This is a genomic window from Streptomyces sp. NPDC059866, assembly GCF_042731325.1.
Lineage (GTDB): Bacteria > Actinomycetota > Actinomycetes > Streptomycetales > Streptomycetaceae > Streptomyces > Streptomyces flavusporus.
In genome coordinates this window covers 1-23796 of record NZ_JBHWJT010000027.1, presented here as the reverse complement: position 1 = coordinate 23796, position 23796 = coordinate 1, and the positions used below count along the sequence as shown (strand labels likewise).

21 protein-coding genes and 3 pseudogenes are annotated in these 23796 nt (G+C 69.3%); 16 read left to right on the top strand and 8 right to left on the bottom strand.

Features of this window, described 5'->3' with window-relative positions; all coding sequences use genetic code 11:
- Positions 1 to 3: 3 nt before the first annotated feature.
- From eboE to ACFV7R_RS34270, 10 genes and pseudogenes are all read left to right on the top strand, one after another.
- Positions 4 to 1173, top strand: coding sequence for a metabolite traffic protein EboE (gene eboE / locus ACFV7R_RS34315; protein ID WP_385270481.1), 1170 nt, complete (start codon positions 4 to 6; stop codon positions 1171 to 1173).
- A gap of 19 nt (positions 1174 to 1192) precedes the next feature.
- Entirely contained in the window at positions 1193 to 2578 is a 1386-nt protein-coding gene (locus ACFV7R_RS34310) for an alkaline phosphatase family protein (RefSeq protein WP_385270478.1), read from the top strand.
- Between the two features lie 53 nt (positions 2579 to 2631).
- Entirely contained in the window at positions 2632 to 3795 is a 1164-nt protein-coding gene (locus ACFV7R_RS34305; protein WP_385270475.1) for a sugar phosphate isomerase/epimerase family protein, read from the top strand.
- A 257-nt stretch (positions 3796 to 4052) separates the two neighbouring features.
- Complete coding sequence (locus ACFV7R_RS34300) at positions 4053 to 6173, top strand: PQQ-dependent sugar dehydrogenase (RefSeq protein ID WP_385270472.1); 2121 nt, start codon at positions 4053 to 4055, stop codon at positions 6171 to 6173.
- 296 nt (positions 6174 to 6469) lie between these two features.
- Positions 6470 to 6781, top strand: a pseudogene (tnpA, locus tag ACFV7R_RS34295) (IS200/IS605 family transposase); the annotation flags it as partial.
- 143 nt (positions 6782 to 6924) lie between these two features.
- A pseudogene (locus ACFV7R_RS34290) lies at positions 6925 to 7026 on the top strand (transposase); the annotation flags it as partial.
- 218 nt (positions 7027 to 7244) lie between these two features.
- Positions 7245 to 8345, top strand: coding sequence for a type III polyketide synthase (locus ACFV7R_RS34285; protein ID WP_385270470.1), 1101 nt, complete (start codon positions 7245 to 7247; stop codon positions 8343 to 8345).
- Between the two features lie 173 nt (positions 8346 to 8518).
- A complete protein-coding gene (locus ACFV7R_RS34280; protein ID WP_224740431.1) occupies positions 8519 to 9046 on the top strand; it encodes an isoprenylcysteine carboxyl methyltransferase family protein in 528 nt (175 codons plus the stop codon).
- Entirely contained in the window at positions 9043 to 10113 is a 1071-nt protein-coding gene (locus ACFV7R_RS34275; RefSeq protein WP_385270467.1) for an NAD(P)/FAD-dependent oxidoreductase, read from the top strand. Before ACFV7R_RS34280 ends, ACFV7R_RS34275 begins: the two co-directional genes overlap by 4 nt.
- Positions 10114 to 10184: 71 nt before the next feature.
- Complete coding sequence (locus ACFV7R_RS34270) at positions 10185 to 10979, top strand: class I SAM-dependent methyltransferase (protein WP_385270464.1); 795 nt, start codon at positions 10185 to 10187, stop codon at positions 10977 to 10979.
- 213 nt (positions 10980 to 11192) lie between these two features.
- Here the strand turns inward: ACFV7R_RS34270 and tnpA (ACFV7R_RS34265) are convergent, their stop codons facing one another.
- The gene (gene tnpA, locus ACFV7R_RS34265; protein ID WP_385270461.1) at positions 11193 to 11621 is read right to left on the bottom strand and encodes an IS200/IS605 family transposase; all 429 of its coding nucleotides are present in this window, start codon (positions 11619 to 11621) and stop codon (positions 11193 to 11195) included.
- Between the two features lie 29 nt (positions 11622 to 11650).
- On the opposite strand from tnpA (ACFV7R_RS34265), the gene ACFV7R_RS34260 reads away from it, so the two are divergent.
- The gene (locus ACFV7R_RS34260; RefSeq protein WP_385270458.1) at positions 11651 to 12889 is read left to right on the top strand and encodes an RNA-guided endonuclease InsQ/TnpB family protein; all 1239 of its coding nucleotides are present in this window, start codon (positions 11651 to 11653) and stop codon (positions 12887 to 12889) included.
- 23 nt (positions 12890 to 12912) lie between these two features.
- Here ACFV7R_RS34260 and ACFV7R_RS34255 read toward each other — a convergent pair whose 3' ends face one another.
- Positions 12913 to 14676: an FAD-dependent oxidoreductase gene (locus ACFV7R_RS34255; RefSeq protein ID WP_385270455.1), complete on the bottom strand. Its 1764-nt coding sequence runs from the start codon at positions 14674 to 14676 to the stop codon at positions 12913 to 12915.
- A gap of 368 nt (positions 14677 to 15044) precedes the next feature.
- Complete coding sequence (locus ACFV7R_RS34250) at positions 15045 to 15374, bottom strand: sensor histidine kinase (RefSeq protein WP_385270452.1); 330 nt, start codon at positions 15372 to 15374, stop codon at positions 15045 to 15047.
- 150 nt (positions 15375 to 15524) lie between these two features.
- On the opposite strand from ACFV7R_RS34250, the gene ACFV7R_RS34245 reads away from it, so the two are divergent.
- The 5 genes and pseudogenes from ACFV7R_RS34245 to ACFV7R_RS34225 all read left to right on the top strand — a co-directional run bounded on the left by ACFV7R_RS34245 (position 15525) and on the right by ACFV7R_RS34225 (position 18145).
- Positions 15525 to 15686: a hypothetical protein gene (locus tag ACFV7R_RS34245; RefSeq protein WP_385270449.1), complete on the top strand. Its 162-nt coding sequence runs from the start codon at positions 15525 to 15527 to the stop codon at positions 15684 to 15686.
- Positions 15687 to 16004: 318 nt separating this feature from the next.
- Positions 16005 to 16186: pseudogene (locus ACFV7R_RS34240) on the top strand (cold-shock protein).
- A gap of 589 nt (positions 16187 to 16775) precedes the next feature.
- Positions 16776 to 17315 carry a GNAT family N-acetyltransferase gene (locus ACFV7R_RS34235; protein WP_385270446.1) on the top strand — a complete coding sequence of 180 codons (540 nt, stop codon included), beginning with the start codon at positions 16776 to 16778 and terminating at the stop codon, positions 17313 to 17315.
- 139 nt (positions 17316 to 17454) lie between these two features.
- On the top strand, positions 17455 to 17622 hold the full coding sequence (locus tag ACFV7R_RS34230) for a transposase (RefSeq protein ID WP_385270443.1): 168 nt from the start codon (positions 17455 to 17457) through the stop codon (positions 17620 to 17622).
- Positions 17623 to 17962: 340 nt separating this feature from the next.
- On the top strand, positions 17963 to 18145 hold the full coding sequence (locus ACFV7R_RS34225) for a hypothetical protein (protein ID WP_385270440.1): 183 nt from the start codon (positions 17963 to 17965) through the stop codon (positions 18143 to 18145).
- Between the two features lie 298 nt (positions 18146 to 18443).
- On the opposite strand, the gene ACFV7R_RS34220 is transcribed toward ACFV7R_RS34225, so the two are convergent.
- From ACFV7R_RS34220 to ACFV7R_RS34200, 5 genes are all read right to left on the bottom strand, one after another.
- Entirely contained in the window at positions 18444 to 19166 is a 723-nt protein-coding gene (locus tag ACFV7R_RS34220) for a dienelactone hydrolase family protein (protein WP_385270438.1), read from the bottom strand.
- 205 nt (positions 19167 to 19371) lie between these two features.
- On the bottom strand, positions 19372 to 19629 hold the full coding sequence (locus ACFV7R_RS34215) for a PIN domain-containing protein (RefSeq protein ID WP_385270435.1): 258 nt from the start codon (positions 19627 to 19629) through the stop codon (positions 19372 to 19374).
- On the bottom strand, positions 19626 to 19904 hold the full coding sequence (locus ACFV7R_RS34210; protein WP_385270432.1) for a hypothetical protein: 279 nt from the start codon (positions 19902 to 19904) through the stop codon (positions 19626 to 19628). The genes ACFV7R_RS34215 and ACFV7R_RS34210 overlap by 4 nt, the downstream gene beginning before the upstream one ends.
- 778 nt (positions 19905 to 20682) lie before the next feature.
- On the bottom strand, positions 20683 to 22059 hold the full coding sequence (locus ACFV7R_RS34205; protein ID WP_385270429.1) for an MFS transporter: 1377 nt from the start codon (positions 22057 to 22059) through the stop codon (positions 20683 to 20685).
- Positions 22060 to 22685: 626 nt separating this feature from the next.
- On the bottom strand, positions 22686 to 23796 hold a 1111-nt coding region (locus ACFV7R_RS34200), incomplete at its 5' end, for an IS701 family transposase (RefSeq protein ID WP_385270426.1).

Sequence of the window (23796 nt, the reverse complement as noted above, 5' to 3'; positions counted from 1 at the left end):
GCCATGCGCTTCCGGCACCCCGACGGCTCCACCGTCCACCTCGCCTACTGCACCAACGTCCACCCTGCGGAAACCCTCGACGGGGTCCTCGCCCAGCTGCGCGACCACTGCGAGCCGGTCCGCAAATGCCTGGGACGCGACCGCCTCGGCATCGGCCTGTGGCTCGCCAAGGACGCCGCACGCGCGCTGATCACCGACCCGGTGGCGCTGCGGGAACTTCGGGCCGAGCTGGACCGGCGCGGCCTCGAAGTCGTCACGCTGAACGGATTTCCCTACGAGGGGTTCGGCGCGGAGGAGGTCAAGTACCGCGTCTACAAGCCCGACTGGGCCGACACCGAACGCCTCGCGCACACCACCGACCTGGCCCGGCTCCTGACGGCGCTCCTGCCGGACGACGTCACCGAGGGGACCATCTCCACCCTTCCGCTCGCCTGGCGGACCGACTTCGACGAGCGCGCCGCCGACACCGCCGGTGCGGCACTGACCACCCTGGCGCAGCGGCTCGACGCGCTTCAGGAGCTGACCGGCAAGTCGATCCGTATCGCCCTCGAACCGGAGCCCGGCTGCACGGTGGAGACAACCACCGACGCGATCGGACCGCTCACCGTGCTGCCCGGCCACCGTATCGGTGTGTGCGTCGACACCTGCCATCTCGCCACCTCCTTCGAGGACCCGGAAACGGCGCTGGCCGCGCTCGACGCGGCCGGTGTCGGCGTCCACAAGGCGCAGCTCTCGGCCGCCCTGCACGCCGAGGAGCCCCGTCTGCCGGAGGTCCGCGACGCCCTCGCGGCCTTTGCCGAACCGCGCTTCCTGCACCAGACCCGCACCCTCACGGCCGCCGGACTGCGCGGCACCGACGACCTCGGCGAGGCGCTGGCCGGCGAGGCCCTGCCCGACGACGCGCCCTGGCGCGCCCACTTCCACGTCCCCCTGCACGCCCCGCCCGCAGCACCGCTCACCTCCACTCTGCACGTGCTCCAGGACGTGCTGACCCTGCTGGTGGGAGGCATGGAGCCGCGCACCCGTCATCTCGAGGTCGAGACCTACACCTGGCAGGCCCTCCCGCCCGAGCTGCGCCCGCGCACCAGGACCCAGCTCGTCGACGGCATCGCCGCCGAACTGGCCCTCGCCCGCGACCTGCTCACCGACCTCGGCCTGAAGGAACTGCCGTGACGGACGTGAAGGAACTGCCATGAGCGACAAGCGCCCCACCCCCCTTCTGGTCCTGGACGTCGTCGGCCTCACCCCCCGGCTCCTCGACCGCATGCCCCGCCTCAAGGCGTTGGCGGCCTCCGGCTCGCAGGCGAACCTGTCCACCGTCCTGCCGGCCGTCACCTGCGCCGCGCAGTCCACCTTCCTCACCGGCGTGCTCCCCGGCGAGCACGGCATCGTCGGCAACGGCTGGTACTTCCGCGAGCTCGGCGACGTACTGCTGTGGCGCCAGCACAACGGTCTCGTCGCCGGCGACAAACTGTGGGACGCCGCCCGCCGTGCCCACCCCGGCTACACGGTGGCCAACATCTGCTGGTGGTACGCCATGGGCGCCGACACCGACATCACCGTCACCCCCCGCCCCGTCTACTACGCCGACGGCCGCAAGGAACCCGACTGCTACACCCGCCCGCCGGCCCTGCACGACGAACTCACCGAGAAGTTCGGCACGTTCCCCCTCTTCCATTTCTGGGGACCGGGCGCGGACATCGTCTCCAGCCAGTGGATCGCCGACGCGACCCGCCACATCCTGCGCACCCGCCGGCCCGACCTGGCCCTGTGCTACCTGCCACACCTCGACTACGACCTGCAGCGCTACGGCCCCGACGACCCCCGCTCCCACCGCGCCGCCGCCGAACTCGACGCCGTGATCGGCCCGTTGCTCGACGACGCCCACGCCGAGGGCCGCACGGTCGTCGCCCTGTCCGAGTACGGCATCACCCGCGTCAGCCGCCCCGTCGACATCAACCGCGCCCTGCGCCGGGCCGGACTCCTCGAAGTCCACATCCAGGACGGCATGGAGTACCTCGACCCGATGGCGTCCCGCGCTTTCGCCGTCGCCGACCACCAGATCGCCCACGTCTACGTCCGCCGCCCGGAGGACCTGGAAGCCACCCGCGCGGCGCTGGAGAACCTGTCGGGCGTCGACGAGATCCTCGACGACGACGGCAAGAAGGCGCACCATCTCGACCATCCGCGCTCCGGCGAACTCGTCGCCGTCGCGGAGCCGGACGCCTGGTTCACGTACTACTACTGGCTCGACGACGCGCGCGCCCCCGACTTCGCCCAGCTCGTCGAGATCCACCGCAAACCCGGCTACGACCCGGTCGAACTCTTCATGGACCCGCTCGACCCCTACGTCAAGGTCAAGGCCGCGACCGCGCTGGCGCGCAAGAAGCTCGGCATGCGCTACCGCATGGCGGTCGTGCCCCTGGATCCCTCACCTGTTCGCGGCAGCCACGGCCGCCTCCCCACGAGCGACGACGACGGTCCGCTCGTCCTGGTTTCCACCCCCCGCGCAGTGTCCGGCCGCGTAGCGGCCACCGATGTGAAGTCCCTGCTGTTGCGGCTCGCCGGCCTCTCCTGAGGCGGCTGCCGTCAGGCACCCGCAGCACCGTGACAACGAAAGCGAGACACACTGTGACCACGTTCAACGACGAATCCGTCACCGGCGACGCCCTGCGCCGCACGCTCGGCGTCAGCCGTCGCCGTTTCCTCAGCACCTGCACGGCGGCCACCGCCGCGGCGATCGCCGCACCGGTGTTCGGAGCCGCGCCCGCGCTGGCGCAGGACGGCGTGGAGGCCGCCGACACGGACCGGGGCCGCTCCGCTCTGGTCCCGCCGCACAAGCGCGGCATCATCCTCTACACCGTCCGCGACGCGATCGGCCGCGACCCGCTCGCCTCCAACCTGCCCTCCGGTTTCCGTGAGGTCTTCCGCCAGTTGGCGCGCTTCGGCTACCGCCAGGTGGAGTTCGCCGGCTACGGCCAGCACGCCAACGCGCCCGGCGGCGCGAACCTGGGCACCGTCGAGGGCGCCAAGCTGATGCGCTCCTGGCTCGACGAGTACGGGCTGCGAGCGCAGGGCAGCCACGGCTTCATCCCGCCGTCCTGGCCGCTCACCCAGGCCGACCTGGACACCTTCAAGCGCAATCTGGAGATCGCCAACATCCTCGGCATGGACCACATGGGCACCGGCGGCGACCCCACCGGCAGCCCCTACCGGGCCGACTGGGACGTGGCCGCGGAGAAGTGGAACACCATGGGCGCCATCGCCCGCCGTGAGGGCGTCAAGCTCTACACCCACAACCACGACAGCGCCTACGACTTCCTGCTCGACGGCGGTCCGCTCGACGCCCAGGGCCGGCCGACCCGCAGCTCCGGCATCCGGAAGCTGGAGTACTTCCTGGAGGTGACGGACCCGAAGAGCGTCTATCTGGAGCTGGACGTCTTCTGGGCGCACGTGGCCCAGTACAAGTTCCACACGTACACCGCCCACGACGGCTCGCAGCGTGAGCAGGTCTTCGACCCGGCCGGTCTCGTGGTCCGCAACACCAACCGCTTCCCGCTCTTCCACGCGAAGGACGGCGTGGTCAACCCCCAGAGCGGCCTGGGCTACGACATGGTGCCGTTCGGCACCGGGGACATCGACTACCGGAAGTTCTTCACCCGGGTGGGTGCGAAGAACTACCACAACCCGATGGTCGAGCAGGACAACGCGCCGAGCACGAGCGTTCCCGGCCAGTCCCTGGAGTTCGCCCGGATCGGCTACGACAACCTCGCGGCCCTGCGCGCGCGCAACTGACCGAGCGTCACCCGTATCGCCCGCCCAGGGCCTCGGCGCGGGGCGGGCCTCCGGGCATGCCCGAAACTATCTGAAATACCCGGACAAACTTTCCCTGAAAAGGTTGAAACTTTGTCCTTGACGGGTCGAAAGTGGGCGCTCTAGCGTCCAACTCACGTACTTCGCATGGCTTTTCACTCGCCTTCACCCTGTAGCGGCCGGCCGGGGGCCAAGCCCCCGAGCCTTTGCAGCCGTTGACCAGACCAAAGGAGTTCTGAGTGCGCAACAGACGGATCGTCACCCTCGTGGGGGCGGCTGCGCTGGCGGGAGCCGTCGGGCTCCTGCCCCTCTCCGCAGCCCAAGCCGCCAAAACAGACACCGCACCGCCGGCCCCGTCGGACTTCCAGAAGGTCACCCTCAACGACCGCCCGGGCGAGCCCATGGCCCTCGCCGTCCTGCCGGACCGGCGGGTGCTGCACACGGCGCGCACGGGAGAGGTCCGCGTCCACGACCCCAAGAGCGGCGTGAACTTCCTTGCCGCCGACATGAAGAAGAGCCCCGCCGGGCTCTACCAGCACGACGAAGAAGGCGTGCAGGGCATAGCCGTCGACCCCGGCTTCGCCAAGAACCACTGGGTCTACCTCTACTACTCGCCCCGCCTCGACACTCCCATGGACGACCCGGCCACCGCGGGCGTCAACGAAGGGGACGCACCGCAGTTCGGCACGGCCGAGGACTTCGCCAAGTACAAGGGCGTCACGCGACTGTCGCGGTTCAAGCTCGAGGGCAACAAGCTCGACTTCGACACCGAGCAGAAGATCCTCGACGTCCCGGCCGACCGCGGCATCTGCTGCCACGTCGGCGGCAAGATCGACTTCGATCACAAGGGCAACCTGTTCCTGTCGACCGGTGACGACTCCAATCCGTTCTCCTCGGACGGCTACGCCCCGCTCGACGACCGCACCGACCGCAACCCGGCCTACGACGCGCGGCGCACCTCGGGCAACACCGACGACCTGCGCGGCAAGGTCCTGCGCATCAAGGTCAAGCGCGACGGCGGCTATGTGGTACCGGACGGCAACCTCTTCGCACCGGGCACCCCCAAGACCCGTCCCGAGATCTACGCCATGGGTCTGCGCAACCCCTTCCGCTTCGGGGTGGACGACAGGACCGGCGAGGTCTACGTCGGCGACTACTCGCCCGACGCCAACAGGGCGAACCCGGACCGCGGCCCCGCCGGCCACGGCCGCTGGATGGTCATCGACCGCCCCGCCAACTACGGCTGGCCGTTCTGCGTGACCCAGGACATGCCGTACCAGGACTACGACTTCGCCACCCAGAAGTCGGCCGGCGCGTTCAACTGCGCCAAGCCGGTCAACGACTCGCGGCACAACACCGGCCTGAGCAAGCTGCCGCCGGTCACGGACGCGGAGATCGTCTACGGCTACGGGGCCTCCGAGGAGTTCCCCGAGCTCGGCACGGGCGGCATCGGCCCCATGGGCGGCCCGGCGTACCGCTACGACAGGCGGAACACGGCCGAGAACCGCTGGCCCGAGTACTTCGACGGCAAGCCGCTCTTCTACGAGTGGACCCGCGACCAGATGAAGGCCATCACCCTCGGCAAGAAGAACGAGGTCGAGAAGATCGAGGACGCGATCCCCTCGATCACCACGGACGGCCCGATCGACGCCGAGTTCGGCCCGGACGGCGCTCTGTACGTCCTCGAGTACGGCACCGGGTACTTCGCGGAGCTGCCCGAGGCCCAGCTCTCCCGCATCGACTTCACGCGAGGCAACCGCACCCCGGAGCCCAAGGTCGCCGCAGACGTGGTCAACGGCACCAGCCCGCTGACGGTCCAGTTCTCCAGCGCCGGCACCAAGGACGCCGACGGTGATGCCCTCAGCTACGCCTGGGACTTCGACGCCGACGGCACCGTGGACTCCACGGAGGCGAACCCGAAGCACACGTTCACCAAGAACGCCGTCTTCGACGCCACGCTGAAGGTCACCGACAGCACCGGACGCTCGGCCTCCGCGTCGGTTCCCGTCGTGGTCGGCAACAAGGCGCCGGTCGTCTCCCTCACGACCGACCCGGCCCCGCACGGCGGCACGGCCTTCCACTGGGGTGACACGGTCACCTGGGAGGTCACCGTCACCGACGACCAGCCGGTGGACTGCTCGAAGGTCACCGTCTCGTTCATCCTCGGCCACGACTCGCACGGCCATCCGCTGTCTTCGAGCAACGGCTGCTCGGGATCGTTCAAGACGTTCGTGGACGGCGGTCACGCCGGTGCGGACAACCTCAAGGCGGTCTTCAACGCCACCTACAAGGACACGCCCCCGGACGGCCTGCCGTCCCTGTCGGGCAGCGCCGAGGTCGCGCTGACACCGGCCGACTGACCGGCGGCCAAGACACAGAGGCGGGGGCGCCATCCCTTGGGGATGGCGCCCCGTCGCCGCTCCTGCAACGCCTCGTCCCGCTCGCTGCCCCACGGAGGCCAGGAGCCCACCGGCAACACCTCCGACGCTGCCGGAGTGCCCGGACGGCGTCCGAGGGACAACGTCCGAGCAGGACCGAGCCCGGCCGGTGATCCTGCCGGGCTCGGTCCAGCGCCGCCATCGTCCCATCCACGGTCTGGGAGATCCTGCACGCTGCCGACGTCGACCCTGCCCCGCAGCGATCCGGTCCGACCTGGCTCCTCGCACGCTGCGAGGAGATCATGCGGGACGTCTGCGCCGACTTCGGCGCCGAACTGGCCGAGTTCAACGGTGAGCGGGATCATGTGCACCTGCTGGTGTATTACCCGCCCAAGATCGCCCTCTCCCGGCTGGTCGGCTCGCTCAAGGGCGTCTCCGCCCGCCGCCTGCGCCAGGAGTTCCCCGACCACATCCACCGTTTCCTGTGGGGCGAGCACTTCTGGTCCCCCTCCTACTTCGCCGCCTCCGTCGGCGGAGCCCCTCTCTCCGTGGTCAAGGAGTACATCGAGAACCAGAAACGCCCCGACTGAGGCGGGAGCGCTCTCCGGCTCCGCCGGACAGCCCTACGGGCGCTCCGCGCCCGAACCCCGGGACACTGCGACGCTCCGCGTCGCCACCACACGATGCGATTCCTCCCAGGCGTAAACGCCTGGGGTTCCTCGCAAGAGCCTCGCTGGACATCGGACACCTGCCGGAGCACGATCTCCGCGAGATCATGAACGCGATCCTGTACGTGAACCGCACCGGGGTGCAGTGGCGCTACCTGCCGCACGACTCCCACCCCTTGGGGTATATCCGACGCACTGACTCCGCCAGACCCACCGGAACAACGACTCCTCCTCGAAAGAGGAGATGCAAAGCGCGCTTCACGAGAGAAAACGACCCCTTAGCCCTTTAGTGGAGATATCACCCTTCTATCCTCCCATTTATCCGTTCGTGGTGATCTTGTCCGTAGTCTGTGGGCGTCGGGTGGCATCGAGGTGAGGGCGGGCAGTGGACCGGGCGACGAGCGAACCGCAGCGGGGAGGGGACGGTGCCGGGCCACGGGTGGTTGCGGTCGAGGTGGCTGTGCCGCCGCACCAGTACCGGCAGGAGGACATCACAACGGCATTCGCGGATCTGCTCCCCGGACCTGCGGGTGCGCATCGTGCTCTGGGCAGGGTGTCGGCGAACGCCGGGGTGGTCACGCGGAACCTGTCGCTGCCGCTTCATCAGTACGCGGCGCTGGACGGGTTCACCGGCGCCAACCGTGCCTGGCTGCGCACGGCCCTGGAGCTGGGCGAGCAGGTGGTGAACGAGGCATTGAGCGCGGCCGGGGTGGAGCCGGACGAGGTGGATGTGGTGATCAGCACGACGGTGACCGGCCTGGCTGTGCCGTCGCTGGAGGCCCGCCTGGCGCAGCGGATCGGGCTGCGCCAGGACGTCAAGCGCATCCCGCTGTTCGGTCTGGGCTGCGCCGCGGGGGCTGCGGGCATCGCGCGGTTGCACGACTACCTGCGGGCGTTTCCTGACCAGGTCGGGGTGCTGCTGGGGGTCGAACTGTGCTCGCTGACGGTGCAGCGCGGCGACTGGTCCCTGGCCAATCTGGTGGCCACGAGCCTGTTCGGGGACGGTGCCGCGGCGGTCGTTGCCGTGGGGGAGCAGCGGGCCCGGGGCTGCCGCGGGCCGGAGGTCGTGGCCACCCGCAGCCGGCTCTACCCGGACAGCACCGACGTCATGGGCTGGCGGATCGGCGCGAGCGGGTTCGGCATCGTGCTGTCCCCGGACGTGCCCACGGTGGCGGAGCGGGAACTGCCCAAGGACGTGAGCGCTTTCCTGGCCGATCACGGCCTGACGGTCGGCGATGTCGCCGCCTGGATCTGCCATCCCGGCGGGCCCAAGGTCATCGACGCGGTGGAGCGTGCCCTCGGCCTGCCCGAGCAGGCGCTGGCCCACACCCGTCATTCCCTGGCGACGCGGGGCAACCTGTCGTCGGTGTCCGTTCTGGACGTGCTGCGGGCGACGCTGGAAGCACCGCCCGCCCCCGGCTGCGTCGGGTTGCTCACCGCGATGGGGCCGGGCTTCGCCAGCGAGCTGGTCCTGCTGCGCTGGTGACCCGGAACGTCCCCTGACCGCGGCGGCTTGCCGTCTGCCCGCCTTCGAACCGCTTCAAGGAGTCGGCGTATGCCCTTGTCCGAGCTTGTCAGGCAATCATGCGCGCCGCCTGGCAGGACTGATTGGTGCCCGCAGGCCGTGGCCGGCCCGGCGGACAGCGGTGCAGCGTGGTGATGCGCATGGGGATGCTGCCGGCGTGGCTGGTCGTGCTGGTGGCGGCGGTCGCCGCAGAGCGGCTGGCGGAGCTGGTGGTCTCCAGGCGGCATGCCCGATGGGCTCAGGTGCGCGGTGGTGTGGAACACGGCCGAGGCCATTACCCGGTCATGGTGGCCGTCCACACGGCGCTGCTGGTCGGCATCCTCGCGGAAGTCGCCGTCGCGCGGCGGGCGTTCATCCCCGTGCTGGGCTGGAGTGCGCTGTGTGCCGTGGTGCTGCTGCAGGGGCTGCGGTGGTGGTGCGTGTGGTCGCTGGGCCCGCGCTGGAACACCCGGGTCATCGTCGTTCCGGGACTGCCGCTGGTGCGGCGTGGCCCGTACCGGTGGCTGCGGCATCCGAACTACGTGGTCGTCGCAGCCGAGGGTGTTGCGCTGCCGCTGGTGCACAGTGCGTGGCTGACCGCGCTGCTGTTCACTGCTGCCAATGCCGCGGTCCTTACCGTGCGCCTGCGGGTGGAGAACGCGGCGCTGGGACTTTCAGCGTGAGCCGCGACGTGTACGACACCGATCTGCTCATCGTCGGCGCGGGTCCGGCCGGGCTGGCCGCCGCGCTGTACGCCGCGCGGGCGGGTATGTCCGTGACCGTCTGTGAGAAGCGGCCCGACCCGGTGGACAAGGCATGTGGCGAAGGGCTGATGCCCGGCGGAGTGCGACGGCTCCACGCCCTGGGGGTGTGCCCGGCAGGGGCGCCGCTGACCGGGATCGACTACCTGGACCTGTCCGGCCGCCGGGCGCACGCGCCGTTCCGAGCCGGGCCCGGCATGGGCGTGCGCCGCACCGAACTACAGGCCGCACTGTCTGCCGCCGCGCACGCCGTCGGCGCTCACCGGCTCGATACCCGTGTGACGGCAGCGGCGCAGGATGCCACCGGGGTGAACGCCGCAGGACTGCGCGCACGCTGGCTCATCGCCGCCGACGGTCTGCACTCCCCGCTGCGCCGTCACCTCGGTGTCCCCGTCCGGCGCGGGTTCCCGCGCCGCTTCGGACTGCGCCGTCACTGGCACACCGAGCCTTGGAGCCAGAACGTGCAGGTGGTCTGGGGCCCACATGCCGAGGCGTACATCACCCCCGTGGCTGCGGACCAGGTGGGCGTCGCAGTCCTGTACCGCCCCGACGCCACGCCGTCGGGCGCGGCGGCACACCACACCTACGCCGGGCTGCTGGAGGCCTTCCCTCACCTGCACCATCGGCTCGCTCACGCCGCCCCGGCGTCCAGCGTGCGCGGCGCCGGCCCGATGCGGCAGCAGCCGGCGCGCCGCGTCGTGGGCCGGATCCTGCTCGTCGGTGACGCAGCCGGGTACGAGGACGCGCTCACCGGCGAGGGCATCAGCCTGGCACTGGCCCAGGCCGAAGCCGCAGTCGACGCCCTGGTCGCCGACACCCCCGCTCGCTACGGGCACGCCTGGCGGCGCCTGACGCGCCGCTACCGGTGGCTGACCCACACCTTGGTCCTCGCCACCACCCACCCTGGCGCCCGCTCGCTGCTGGTGCCCGCATGCCTGGCCGCACCGACGCTCTTCCGTGCCGCGGTCAACCAGCTCGCCGACCCGTGAACACCCCACGCTGCACATCACACCACTACCGCATCCGCACACGCACACACCACCGCGGGAGGTGGAGCACCATGCACCACGAGCAGTTCCCCCGGGGCGGCCCCGGCGCCCCATGGTGGGACCGTCTGTACGAAACCGACCGAGCCGAGTGGATCGACTTCATCGACCACCCCGATCCCCGGCTGGCGGAAAGGGCCCGCAGGGGACTGCGCGAGCTGGACCGCTTCCAGCGCGCGTCACTGGCCTACCGCACGTTCAGCCGACTGGCCCTGGCAGAGGCCGGCCGGCAGCGTGAGCCCCGCATCCTCGAACTCGGAGCAGGCCGGGGCCACCTCGCTGAACAGCTCCTGCGCGACCACCCCACCGCACACGTCACCGTCAGCGACATCAGCACCGACTCCGTCCAGGCATTCCGTACCGGCCCTCTGGGCGACCACCCACGGGTCACCACACGCGTCATCGACGCCACTGCCATCGACGCCCCCGACCACACCTGGGACGTGGCCGTCTTCACCATGTCCCTGCACCACCTGCAACCAGCTCAGGTACGCATGGTGCTCCGCGAAGGCACCCGAGCCGCACACCGCCTGCTCATCATCGACGCCTGGCGGCACCCCGCATACCTGGCCATCGTCCCGCTGCTGCTCCTCCTCGGCGGGGCCACAGCCGCACACGACGGCACGATCAGCCTGCGCAAGGCCTACAGCCCGTCCGCACTGCACGCCCTCGCAGACGACTGCGGCGCACCAGTGCACCTGCACTGCAGGTTCCACCTCCCCGGCTACCTGGTGGCCTCCGCCAGCCGCAGCGCACAACAGTTGCCCGGCGACACCGCAGCCACCACAGCACAGAACCGAGACGATTGAGCTGGCACACCGATGCGCAGTCGGCTTCTTACTCCCCTCCTCTGCCCCGCAGAGCCTCGTGACGCTTCAGCGAGGCTCTTGCGAGGAACCCCAGGCGTTTACGCCTGGGAGGAATCGCATCGTGTGGTGGCGACGGGGAGCGTCGCAGTGTCCCGGGGTTCGGGCGCGGAGCGCCCGTAGGGCTGTCCGGCGGAGCCGGAGAGCGCTCCCGCCTCAGTCGGGGCGTTTCTGGTTCTCGATGTACTCCTTGACCACGGAGAGAGGGGCTCCGCCGACGGAGGCGGCGAAGTAGGAGGGGGACCAGAAGTGCTCGCCCCACAGGAAACGGTGGATGTGGTCGGGGAACTCCTGGCGCAGGCGGCGGGCGGAGACGCCCTTGAGCGAGCCGACCAGCCGGGAGAGGGCGATCTTGGGCGGGTAATACACCAGCAGGTGCACATGATCCCGCTCACCGTTGAACTCGGCCAGTTCGGCGCCGAAGTCGGCGCAGACGTCCCGCATGATCTCCTCGCAGCGTGCGAGGAGATCATCGGTGAGGACTCCGCGACGGTACCTCGGGGTGAAGACCAAATGTGCGTGCAGAGCGTAAACGACGCTACGCCCCCTGCGTATCTCGGGGTTTGGTTCCCATCTCGGCGACACAGGCCAATGCCAGGCGCCAGCCTGGCCGGGTGAAAATGGTGGTGCAGGTCAAGCTCCTGCCGACGCCTGTACAGGCGTCGGCACTTGAGGCGACCCTGCACTCCTGCAACGAGGCGGCGTCCTGGGTGTCCGAGGTGGCCTTCGCCAAGGACATGAAGCGGAACTTCGCGTTGCGCGAGCACACCTACACCGAGATCAAGCAGCGGTGGGGGCTGGGCGCGCAGGCCGCCCAACACGTCATCAAGAAGACCTGCGACGCCTACCGCACACTGGCGGCGAATGCGAAGGCCGGGAACCTCGGCAAGCCGTGGTCCAAACGGTACCGGCGGGCCACCCAGAAGCCCATCGCCTTCCGGCCCGAGGGCGCGCAGCCCTACGACGACCGGATGCTGTCCTGGCAGATCACCGAACGCCGAGTCTCCATCTGGACCGTCCACGGCCGGGTCAAGGACGTGGCGTTCACCGCCGCCCCCGAGCAGCTGGCCACCCTGGCCCTGTACCGCCGGGGCGAGTCCGACCTCGTGTACCGGGACGGCATGTGGTTCCTCCTGGCCACCTGCGAGGTACCCCAGGCAGCGCTGAACACCGACCCGGCGGGCTTCCTGGGCGTCGACCTGGGCATCGTGAACATCGCCACCACCACCGACGGTCAGACCATGGCCGGACGCGAGCTCAACCGCATCCGGGTGCGGGAACGCACGCTGCGCACCAAGCTGCAGAAGAAGAACACCCCGTCCGCCAAGCGCCGGCTGAAGAAGCGCAGGCGCAAGGAGACACGGCGGGCACGGGACATCAACCACAAGATCGCGAAGCATGTGGTGGCCGAGGCAGAACGCACCGGTCGCGGAATCGCCCTGGAAGACCTCACGGGCGTCCGCGAACGGGTACGGCTTCGCAAGCCCCAACGGGCCACCCACTCCAGCTGGTCGTTCGCCCAGCTGGGAAGCTTCATCGCGTACAAGGCCCGCCGGGCGGGAGTGCCGGTGGTGTACGTCGATCCGGCGTACACCTCGCGCACCTGCGCCGAGTGCGGCCACATCGACAAGGCGAACCGGGTCTCCCAGGCCTGGTTCGCATGCCGGTCCTGCGGCGTCGTTGCGCACGCGGACCGGAACGGCTCCCGCAACATCCGCGCTCGCGCGGAAGAGTTGTGGCGACGCGGGGCGCAGTCAACCGCCCCAGACCCGCCCCCGAAACCGGGGCGCGGGACAGGACGCAAGCGCAGCACCACAACCAGTGGCGCCCGCTGTGCAAGCCCGTCGCTTTAGCGACGGGTCGTTGACCAAAGCTGTCAACCGACCTCGAAGAGATTCGGCAGCCGGAGGAGGTAACGGGTGCGGTCGTGGCGTTTGAGCGCCTCGAATTCGGGGGCCCGGTACAGCGGGGTGACGGTGCATCGCTCGGCGGTCGAACCGATCCCGTCCAGCAGGGCGTTGACAGCCTGCCGGGCCGAGGTGTTGGCGCCTTCCATGGTGGCGAGATCGATGGGTACGGCCACGTAGTCGCCGGCCAGGAAGAGGTTGGGGATCTTCGTGGCCGACCGCGGACGGTGGTGGAAGGTCCCTGTCGGATGGATGAGCAGTTGTTCCTCGTTGACGGGGTTCGGGGTGCCGAGTCCGTCCACTGCCGGATCGAGGAACCAGGAGTGCAGCACGGAGTCCTTCAGGATCGTACGGCCGCTGTCGTTGAGTGCCGCCTTCAACTGCGCCCACACCTCGCGGGCGACTTCGGCGCGAGTGCACTGTTTGGCCGTCTTGCCGTACAGGATGCCCGGCTGGTCCCACTCGGAGACGTCCACGGACAGACAGTCCGCGACCGTGCCGTCACCGAAGTCGGAGGGGAAGTCGTGGCCCGGCCAGTGCTGGGCCTGGGCGATCGCGGTCAGCGACCAGGGGGAGTCGATGAGGTCGAGGTGGCCGTGCAGGATCGGCGTACGTTCGGTCAGGTAGAACTGAATGCCGGTCATCCAGTCCGTCTCCAGCCGGTCGCACTCGGCCAGTTGGGGGTCGGCGGCGCGCACGGCGGAGTTCCAGGTGCGGCGGGCATGCTCGACCGGCATGGCCGAAATGTAGTGGTCGGCGGTGACGGTCCGGCGGGCACCTTCCGGGTCCTCCATGACGGCCCCGGCGATCCGGCCCGCGTCCAGGGTCAGGTCCCGTACGGTCCAGCCGATGTGGAACTCGACTCCGAGTGACTTCAGGTACGTCACCCAGGGGTCGATCCAGGCCTCGTTGGTGGGCGCGTTGAGGATCCGGTCCAGCGGTCCGTCCGCGCCCCGCCCGAGGAGGTTGAAGGCGAAGGCCTCCAGCAGGGTGGCGACCGTACGGGTGCTGGCCTCCTCCGCCTTGGTGGCCACGATGTTGCGGGTGATGCCAACGGCGAGGATCCGCTGGTAGTCGTACGACATCCGTCCGGCCCGTACGAACTCCCACCACGGCATCTGCTCCCAGACTTCGTCGCGGCGTTCGTCGCAGCTGGTGAGGAAGACCAGGAAGCGGTTGGCGAAGTAGAGGGCCTCGTGGAGGGGGAGGTTGAAGGCGGTGTCCAGGACCGAGGTGAGGGCGCGGCGGATCTCGTCGGGGGTGAGTTCGGCCGGGGTGTTGCCGGGCCAGGGCAGCGGGATCCGGATGTCCTCGCGGCCGCCCGACCGGGCGAACAGCATCTCCTTGGGGGCGACGAGGTTGTCGTGGACACCGTTGGGGTTGCCGGGGAAGGGGATGCGCCGCATGGTGTCGGGCAGGTTGTGGTAGATGCCGGGGATGAAGCGGAAGCCGTGCTCCCCCGGCAGGGGGCGGCGGCCGCCCGTGCCGCTGCCCGGCACGTCCATGCTGCGGGCCTTGCCGCCCAGCGCCTTGCGTTCGTAGACCGTGACCCGGAAGCCGCGTTCGGCGAGTTCGTGCGCGGCCGTGAGCCCGGCGACGCCCCCGCCCAGTACGACCACGGTCTGTGGGGCGGCGCCGTTCTGGGCTGCGGTCCGCTTGGGGGTTTCGAGGGTGATCCCGCCGCCGGCGGCCGCGGCTGTGCCCAGGAACCCTCTGCGTGTGGTGCCGCCCATCGCTACCCCTTACCGTCGGTAACCATTGGCGCACGAGGATATGAGCGACGCACCGATCTCGGAAGGCGACCGACGGAGCTTGGGCCACTTTGGCTTGATGCCGCATCACCTCGGCGGCACCCGACGGCGTGCGGCAAAGGCATTCCCGGTCCGACTGCGGCCAGCCGTATGCCGAAAGGCGGGGAAGCGTCGAGGGAGCGAATTTCATCGTAGAGCGGAGCAGCGGACTCATAATCCGTCGGCCGTGGGCTCGAGTCCCACCCGCCCCACCACAGGTCAGTGGTGAAGAAACGTTCTGACTTGCAGAAAAGCAGCAGTGGGACCTTCACGTGTCCCGGGAGGGCCCCCGTAACGGCTCCGAACCAAGATCAAGGGGCCCACTCAGGGGTCCGCAAGCCTCGGCCGTCGTCGGTCACCACGAGCCGCGCGGCGTCGTCGGCCGGGCGGAGCACCACCGTCACCCGCGTGGCCCGCGCATGCCGGCGCGCGTTGGTCACGCCCTCCTGCGCGGCCCGGTACAAGGAGGTCAGTTCGAGCGTGCCGTAGCCGTCCTGGCCGCCGCTCACCTCGACGGTGACTTGCGGCCGTGCCTCACCGCTGTGCGCCAGGTCGGCGAGCGCGGCCGACAGCGGGGGGCGCGGCGCCTCGCCCCGTAGTGCACGGACCGACTGCCGTACGTCGCCCAGCGCGAGTCTCACCGACCGCCTCGCTTCGTTCAGCCACTGCCCCGCCGCTCCCTACGGTGACGGCCCTGACCACTGTCCGAGCAACCGGAGTGGCCTCATGTCCTCACCCACCACCTCATCGACGTTCTGCGCCGACGCCCTGGCGGGGCGCTGTCCGGCCTCTTGGTCACCCTGCCCGCGCTGGTCGAGACGTTCACCGGCGAGACGTCCGCGACCAGCGTCACGTTCGCGCTCTCGCCCGCGTTCGCCCTGCCGCTGCTCACCGGGCTGCAATTGCGGCAGCGCCCGGCCACCGGCCGCTTCGGGACGTCGCCCGCACCGTGAACCTCATTGGCCTCGGCCTGTCCGGCGGTGCCGCGTTCGCCTCGAACCTGGTGCTGTTCTACTTCGACGACGTCGTCGACGAGGCACTGACCGGCCCTGCCGTCCCCGCGCTCATCGGCTCCGCGGCCGTTTTCGCCGTGGGCTGCGTCCTGTTCGGGGGCGGCGGTGATCCGTGCCCGCGTGTTCCCGAGGATTCCGTCGTGGGGCTACGCCGCCGTCCTGCCCCTGTTCGCGTTCCTGACCGCACTCCCCGACTCCCTGCTCACCAGCGCGCTGCACATCCTGGTCGGCGTCATCCTGCTGTGGCTCTCCGCCGCGCTGTGGCGGACGGCCCGGAGCGTCGAGCACACTGCGATCCCGGGTGGACCGGATGTGTTCGCCCACTACTCCGACATCACCGCCGCCCAGGGTTACCGCGAGCTGCAGGAGGGGCAGAAGGTGGAACTCGATGTCACCCAGGGCCAAAGGGCCCCCAGGCGGAGAACATCCGCCCGATCTGAATCTGCGTCGATGAGGGCCAGCTCCCCGTACAGCGATTACCGCCAGTCTCTGTAGGCGTGGTCGGCCTACACCGCATGCGAACCTGGCGCAGCCCCGGTCCAGCGCCGGCACGACCCCTTTGGGCCATGACGCCCCAGGTGTCCGATCAGTCGCGACACGTAGGGGTCATGCCAACAGTGGTCACATAGAAGGCAACTCCCAGGGAATCGAGCCTCCATCAGCCCGGAGCGTCTCAACTACCCGGACATGTCGGTCCAGTTCTTGGGACGTCGGCCTGTCTCATCGACCGGGATGCGACTCTGCTCGGAGTTGTCGGGGGGTTGCTGGCGCCCCGTCGGAACAAAGACGGCCAGATACGCTTCGAAGCGTTCACGGGTGCCGTACTCGCCGCGGTCCATGGCTGCTTGCCACCGCTCCCGAGAGTCTGTGCGGCCTTTGGTGTAAATGTGCACGATGTAGACGCTGCTTGGGTCTAGGCCGTTCGTTCGGATCATCTGATCGTTGGTTCAGGCGTGCCGTTAAGCGTCGTAGGCCGGGGAGTTAAGCGTTTCCCGTTCGGTTGGTTTGACCATCTGTTAGCGTGCGCGGATGGAAGATCTGGGACTCGCGGCTTGGCCGCCTGAGCCGATCAGGACCGAGCGGCTCGTGCTCCGTGAGTCCGAGGCGCGGGACCGTGCGGCGTTCATCGAGCTGCTCGCCTCGCCGGAGGTGCACACCTACCTCGGTGGTCCCCGCCCGCGTGACGAGCTTGAGCGCGAGACGCCTGAGGTGCCCGAGCGGTGGCCCGGGAGCTTCGTCGTTGATCTCGACGGGGCGATGATCGGCCAGATCCTGCTCAGGAGAGCACCGGAGCACCGTCGCCCGGCTGCCGCGGGGAAGGCCGATCTCGGCTACCTGTTCCTGCCGCGGGCGTGGGGATTCGGGTACGCCGCCGAGGCGTGCGCGGCAGCACTCGGCTGGCTCGCCGGCGCGCTTCCCGGCGAGCCGGTGGTGCTCGCCACCCAGACCGCCAACGTCGGCTCGATGCGCCTCGCGGCGAAGCTGGGGTTCACCGAGGTGGAGCGGTTCGAGGCATGGGGCGCCGAGCAGTGGCTCGGCATGTGGTCCCCGGTTGCGCCGTCCAGTTGAGTTCGTGACGGAACCGTCGGGGAGTACCCGCCCATCCACGCGCGCGAGCGGCCTGCAACCGCGACTTGCCCGTGCGTATGCCGGGCATCACCTCCAGGCCGTTCGTTCGGATCATCTGATCGTTGGTTCAGGTGTGCCGTTGAGCGACGCGCAGTGGGCGCGGAGCGAGCCGTTGTTGCCGGACCGGACGCCCAGGCGGGGTGGGCGGTGGCGGGATCACCGTGAGGTGATCGATGCGATCACCTGGAAGTTCCAGACGGGGTCGCAGTGGGTGCACCTGCCGGAGAAGTACGGGAACTGGGCCTAGTCGCAGGCCCGAGGCCCAGGCGCTTCCTGTGGCGGTCTCGCTGACCACCATGTGTCCGGTGTGCACTGGACGGTAGGGGTACTGCCCCAGGGACTGCCATGTCTCATCGGGTGCGAGAGCGTGGTCGCTGATACGCAGTGTGACATGTGCCGTGTGGTCCTGGACGCGGGTGGTGATCGTGATGAGCCCGTGAGTGACGGTTACGGGCTCGCCTTCTCTGAATTCCGGCAGGCCGAGGCTCGGAGCTTGTTAGGCGATGGAGAAGTGGCTGTGGTCGACACCCACGGTGCCGCTGGTGCTGATCTCTGGCACGTTCGTGCTCCCATGCATCGTGAACTGGTTGAGTGGTGGGCAAGCCCAGACCGGACCTGCCCACCACCGGCGGCACAGGCTGATCACGGGGTTGGCCGGTCTGGTCGACCCAGATGCCGTAGGCGTCGCCGCGTACCGGGCCGCCACCGAGGTCTTGTTCACCGAGGTCAGCCGGATCACCGAGCCCAGCGCGGCCCTCGCGGGATGCTGAACGCCGCGATGCGTACCTACTGCCGGCTGCTGGCCGCCAACCCCGGCCCGGCCCGGTCGCCTGCCCGGCGATCCGCGAGGTACGGGTCGAGTGCCTCGCGGCATGGTCCCAGCTGATGGCGGCGCTGGTGGCCGAGCGCCGCCCCGACCGGTCGGTGCCGCCGAGGGCCGGTACCGCCGCGATCGGGGCGGTGGTGCATCTGCCGGCCACCGCCGTCGAGGAGGGCCGGGACCTGTCCTCGATGACGGCATCCTGGCCGAGACCGCCTACCGTCTGCTGCCCGCCAGACGGCCCGGCCTCACTTCAGGTGTCGGTCCAAGAACCGGCACCCGTCCTCCAGTTCGAACCACGGGGTGCCGGTGTGCCCTCCCAGATTGGCGTGCAGCGTCTTCTCCTTGCTGCCGAAGGCGTCGAACAGGTCCAGGGCCCGTTGCCGGGGGTTCCCCTCGTCGTCCCACTGCAGCAGGAACAGCAGCGGAATGGTGACCTGCCGGGCCTCCTCGCGCTGGGCACGGGGCACGTACCCTCCGGCGAAGAAGCCTGCGGCCGCGATGCGCGGCTCGACCACCGCCAGCCGAATGCCGAGGGCGGTCCACCCCCCGGAGTACCCGACCGGGCCGCCGATCTCGGGCAGCGAAAGGAGGGCGTCCAGAGTGGTCTGCCATTCCGGGACCGCGTTTTCGACCAGCGGGCCGATGAAGGACTCGAAGATCTCGTCGACCGGCTCGTCGGCCTGCATCGCCCGCCGGAGGTCGGCACGGGCCTGCTCGTCGGCGGCGGAACGGGGACGGTCACCGCACCCGGCGGCGTCGATGGTGGCCACCGCGTAGCCGCGCGCCGCGGTGTACCGGGCCCGGGCCACCAGCCGGGGTTCCGCCTTGGGCAGGCCGTTGTTGTGGGCCATCAGGACCAGCGGGGCCGGTGCGGATCCAGGCGTCCACAGGGTGCCGGGAATCTCGCCGAGGGTGAATTCGCGCTCGAGGACGCCGTCGTCGAGGCGCTGTTCAGAAGTGAATTGCACGGTCGTGCCTTTCGGGAGGGCTCAGAGCGGCGCTCCCGGACGACCTATCGCCCGACCGTGACCCCGGAGGGGAGCACCCATGTCGATACGTTCACGGGTACCACCTCCTCGTTCTCTCGCACGGCCTCCGGGAGATTAGCAACGGTCGCCGTGGTCCGCCAACGGGTTTTTGCGGAGGCTCCGTGGCCGGATGCCGCCTCATCACCTAGGACACGGTCTTAACGTCCTGGTCCATTGGATCGGGGTAGGCGGTGCCGTCCCCGAAGTCGCGGGTGTTGGAGCTGACGAAGTAGACGGTCTCCTCCGGATTGATGCGGGCGTACTCGATGGCCGACATCCAGATGGCCGTGTCTCGGAAGCCCGTCTTCGTCTGCTTGCCACCGTTGTTGACCTTGCACGGGGCCAGGCCGTTGGCCTCGCGGAACGCGGCCTCGCGGAGGGCGCTTTCGCTGGTCTCGATCACGTCGACGATGTTGCGGTACTCCTTGCGCAGTGCTTGCGGACTCGTTCGGGGTCGTAGTCCCCGAGGACGGTCGGCACCTTCCAGGGCGTGTTCTGGTCGAGGGCTTCGATGGCCTGCACAGCGGCCTCGTACTTCTGCCGGTACTTCACAGCCTGCTGCGCCGCGAGCTCCTCCAGGACCATCCACGGTACGGAGATGCCTTCGGTGCCGACGGCGCGAATGGTCTGAAGAAGTTCCGCGCTACTGCTGCCGAGACCACAGCCCGCAGAATGCATGCGTCGAGAATGATCAAGGTTGTGCCCCTCCCGTACTGCCTGATCAAGGGTCCCAGGAGGCAAAGACTGGTGCATCGAATATTCAGAACACCGGGGACTGTAGGCACAGTCGGTTCCCGGCGTACTCATCCTTGACGAAGACCTTGCCCCCTGTGAGCGAGGAGTTGTCGACTTCGTTTGTCACCGAAGGACTCCGTCTCCCCGCGCCTGCTCTGGCAAGGGGGCCGGCTGGGAGTACCTCGGGCAGTCCCAGCCGGCACCGGATCAGCGGTGCTCGATCCAGTAGACCGCCCAGGCGGCCAAGCCAGTCGTGGACGCTTTCACCGCCCATCGCACGAGTTCGTCACTCGCGGTCGTCCGGGATTGCTGGCGGCTGTTTCCGTCGTTGCCGGGCGGGCAGGCCTCACCGCTCGGCCAGTCGGATGGCCGGCCCCAACCTGCCATGCGCCAAGAGATTCGGATCGTCGAACGCGGCGAAGACCGGCACCCGGGTTTTTCACTTACGAGGCGCCCTGATGTGAGCGTCGAGAACTCTCATCATTACAGGTCACAAGGCACTTCTCGTTCCCGGTCCTCATCCCGGCAGACGCTCACACGGTGGACCTCCGGCAATGGCCAGCGGCCCCGGCTCGGCGAGGTTGAAGGCCTTGAGATCAGCCTGGCCGGCGCCGAGGACAAGCTGGCCCAACTTGATGTCTCTCTCAAGCCCACAGTCACCCACTTGGGATTGCCGACCTTCAGCCAGATCGCCGGACGGTCTAGCGGCCCTGGCCTCTTGTCATGAACCGGTTTCAGTGGCCGCGTCATGAGCCTCATCAGTGTCGCGGAGGGCCATCTCCTGGGCTTCAGGGTGGGCGGCCGTCCCCGGCGCATCGTGCGAGGGCGGAAGCTCCCGTCCCAGGCGTGCGAGCGGGGACAAAGCCATCACCACTGGGGACAGCATCATGCCTGCGGCCGTCACCAGGAGACTCGTGCGCAGCCCCCACTCCTCCGCGAGAAATCCGCCGACCAGAGAACCGAGCGGGGTCATCCCCATGCCGACAAACGTGATGGTCGCGGCCGCGCGGCCTTGCATCCCATCCGGAGTGACGGCCTGCCGGACGGCCATGACCGTGACGTTCACCAACTGGCCGCCGCACCCGAACACGAAGCCGACCGCGAGGAGCGCGGGAACCGTCACCGTGGCAGGGCCGTGCAGCGCGGGCACGCACAGGAACACGCCGTCGCCGAGTGCCGCCGCACACACGAGCATCGCGCCATGACCGAACCGGCTCGGCAGGCGGGCGGCCAGCAGCGAGCCTAGGAGCGCGCCCAGTCCCGCCGCCGTGAGCGCCAGCCCGACCACGGTGCCCGACAGGTGCAGTTCCCGCGGCAGGAAGAGTAGATAGACGGTCATCACGGCCGCGAAGGAGAACTGGAAGGCGGCCGAGGCCAGGCATACGGTCCGAAGCACGGCATCGCCGGCGACGAAACGCAGGCCCTCATGGATCCGCTGCCAGACCCGAGGGGAGTGTTCCGGGAGTTCCGGGATCGATTCGGCTCGGCGGATCCGCCGGAGCGACAGGAACGACAGCGCGAAAAACAGCGCGCTGGAGGTGGCAGCAATCGGCGCCGACAGCAGGGACACCAACGCACCGCCGAGAGCGGGACCGCCGATCTGGGCCGCGGACCGGCTGCCCTCGAGCGCGCTGTTGCCTTGCACCAGTTGGTCGCGTTCCACCAGTCGTACGAGAGACGCCTGGTATGCCACGTCGAAGAACACGGACAGGGCCCCGACGGCGAAGGCGAGCGCAAGCAGGGCGGGCAGGCCGAGCCAGCCGAAGAGGCTGGCCATGGCGGCGGCGCCCAGGGCCAGGGCCCGACCGACGTCCGTGAGCACCATCGTCGTGCGGGTCCGCCACCTGTCCACCCACGCGCCGACGAAGAGCGAGAGCAACAGGATCGGCGCCTGCCCCACTGCGCGAAGGACGCCCAGCTGGCCAGGACTGGCGTTGAATGTCAGGACGGCGAAGAGCGGCAGAATCACCAGACTTGCGTGTTCACCGAGTTGGGAGGCTGTCTGCCCCGTCCAGAGTCTGCGGAAGTCGGCGTCCCGCCACAGGCTTGACGGAACAGGTCGACCGGAATCGGATACAGCGGAGGAAGCGGACGGCACGGGAATCCCTTGTGTTGCCGACAACGAGGCCCGCCACCGAGCACATGAAAGGTGCACCGACGGTTCAGGCAGGGGAAGGCTCGCTATGCCGCAACATCAAGGGCAGCACGCGATGACAGGCCGGTCACGGCCAACAACGTCAACGCGCGCTCGGAACACCGACCATGTCTTGGCTCCTCGTTGGTGACTCGCTGCGTCCAAACCCTAGCCGTTGGCGACCCGACGCGAAAGGCGGCCTTCCTCGCCTCTCGCGCAATCCAAGTAGGCTGAACCCGTAGTTCGGAGAAGGCCTGCTGTGCGTGTCCTGCAACAAGCGGGAGGGCACCTGCCGACGCCTCGCGCAGGACGGGACGCACCCTGGAACGCCGTGCTTTCAGGCCTACTGGGATGATCCGCCGGCCGCACCGCTGCGCTGGATGTACGGGAAGCCATCCCTATCGGCCGCATGACAAGGGGCACTGAGGAATCCGCAGCGCTCCCGTCTGGCTGTTGCCGTCGACCCGCTCGGCCTCGCTCGAGAACTCGCCGCCTAGTAGGACTCCGTTAGGTCTGTCTCGATCTTGGCGCCGTGTGTGTCCGGCTGGGCAGGGGCTGGTGACAGGTGGTGCAGATGCCGGTCCAGCACCTCAATACGTCCTGGAGGGTGTCGAGGACTTGGTAGAGGGTGAGACCGGTGCGGGGGCTTTTGGGGCCAGGCGTTGTTCGGTGAGGAAGGCGTGGGCGGCGGTCACAAGGGTGACGTGGTGGTGCCAGCCCGGCCAGGAACGGCCTTCGAAGTGGTCCAGGCCCAGGCCATGCTTGAGTTCACGGTAGTCGTGCTCGATGCGCCAGCGGACCTTGGCCAGACGGACCAAGTCGGCGATCGGAGTGTCGGCCGGAAGGTTGGACAGCCAGTAATCGGTCGGCGCCTCGGCGTCGGCGGACCATTCGACCAGCAGCCAGCAGTCCGGCAGGACCCCGTCCCACCAGCCCTGCTCGGCTGAGGCAGCGGCTTTGATCGGACGCTCGACGGCCTTGCCCGCCGGGCGGACACGCACGGCAGCGAAGCGGGAACGTAACTCCCCTCGCGAGCCATTCCGCCAGGTCAGGGGTGTGAATGCGTCGCGCCCAAGGCTGACGGCCAGGGCCGCCATCGACGGTGCCCGGTGGCGGTAGCGGGGCTGAGGCCAGCAGCCGACAGGCCCGTTGCGGTCCGGGGCCACGGGCTTCGCGTCGAACGGATGGGCGGTGACATCCGCCCGGACGGCCAGTACGTAGGCGAGTTGACGATCGGACAGGGCGGCCCGCAGGTGCGCGTTGGTGCCATAGGCGGCATCAGCCACCACGACCGGCGGCCTCATGCCCCAGCCGGCCAGCGTGTCGAGCATGTCCAACGCCAGGCGCCACTTCTCGCGGTGCCTGACCTCGGGCGGGACGCGGGTGACGGTCCTGCGGCCGGCGTCCGACGCCCACTCCGCAGGCAGGAACAGCCGCCACTGCAGCGGGCAGGAGACGGTATCGCGCGCGGCATGGACACTGACCGCGACCTGGCAGTTGGCCCGCTTGCCCAACGCCCCGCAGTACTGCGGAGCCACCCCGACGGACATCCGGCCGTCCTTGGGCACCGACACATCGTCGATCACCCAGGCCGTCGGGTCGATGAGCGGCAGCATCCGCTCACAGATGCGCCGCTGCACCGGCACCGGATCCCACGGGGACTGGTTCACGAACTGCTGCAGGTTCTGCTCGTTGCCGTCC

What these genes read in the sequence shown, in the direction of transcription:
- eboE (WP_385270481.1), top strand. Translation starts at nt 4, where the DNA reads ATGCGCTTCCGGCACCCCGACGGCTCCACCGTCCACCTCGCCTACTGC.
- ACFV7R_RS34310 (WP_385270478.1), top strand. Translation starts at nt 1,193, where the DNA reads ATGAGCGACAAGCGCCCCACCCCCCTTCTGGTCCTGGACGTCGTCGGC.
- ACFV7R_RS34280 (WP_224740431.1), top strand. Translation starts at nt 8,519, where the DNA reads ATGCGCATGGGGATGCTGCCGGCGTGGCTGGTCGTGCTGGTGGCGGCG.
- ACFV7R_RS34270 (WP_385270464.1), top strand. Translation starts at nt 10,185, where the DNA reads ATGCACCACGAGCAGTTCCCCCGGGGCGGCCCCGGCGCCCCATGGTGG.
- ACFV7R_RS34255 (WP_385270455.1), bottom strand. Translation starts at nt 14,676, where the DNA reads ATGGGCGGCACCACACGCAGAGGGTTCCTGGGCACAGCCGCGGCCGCC.
- ACFV7R_RS34235 (WP_385270446.1), top strand. Translation starts at nt 16,776, where the DNA reads ATGGAAGATCTGGGACTCGCGGCTTGGCCGCCTGAGCCGATCAGGACC.
- ACFV7R_RS34210 (WP_385270432.1), bottom strand. Translation starts at nt 19,904, where the DNA reads ATGCATTCTGCGGGCTGTGGTCTCGGCAGCAGTAGCGCGGAACTTCTT.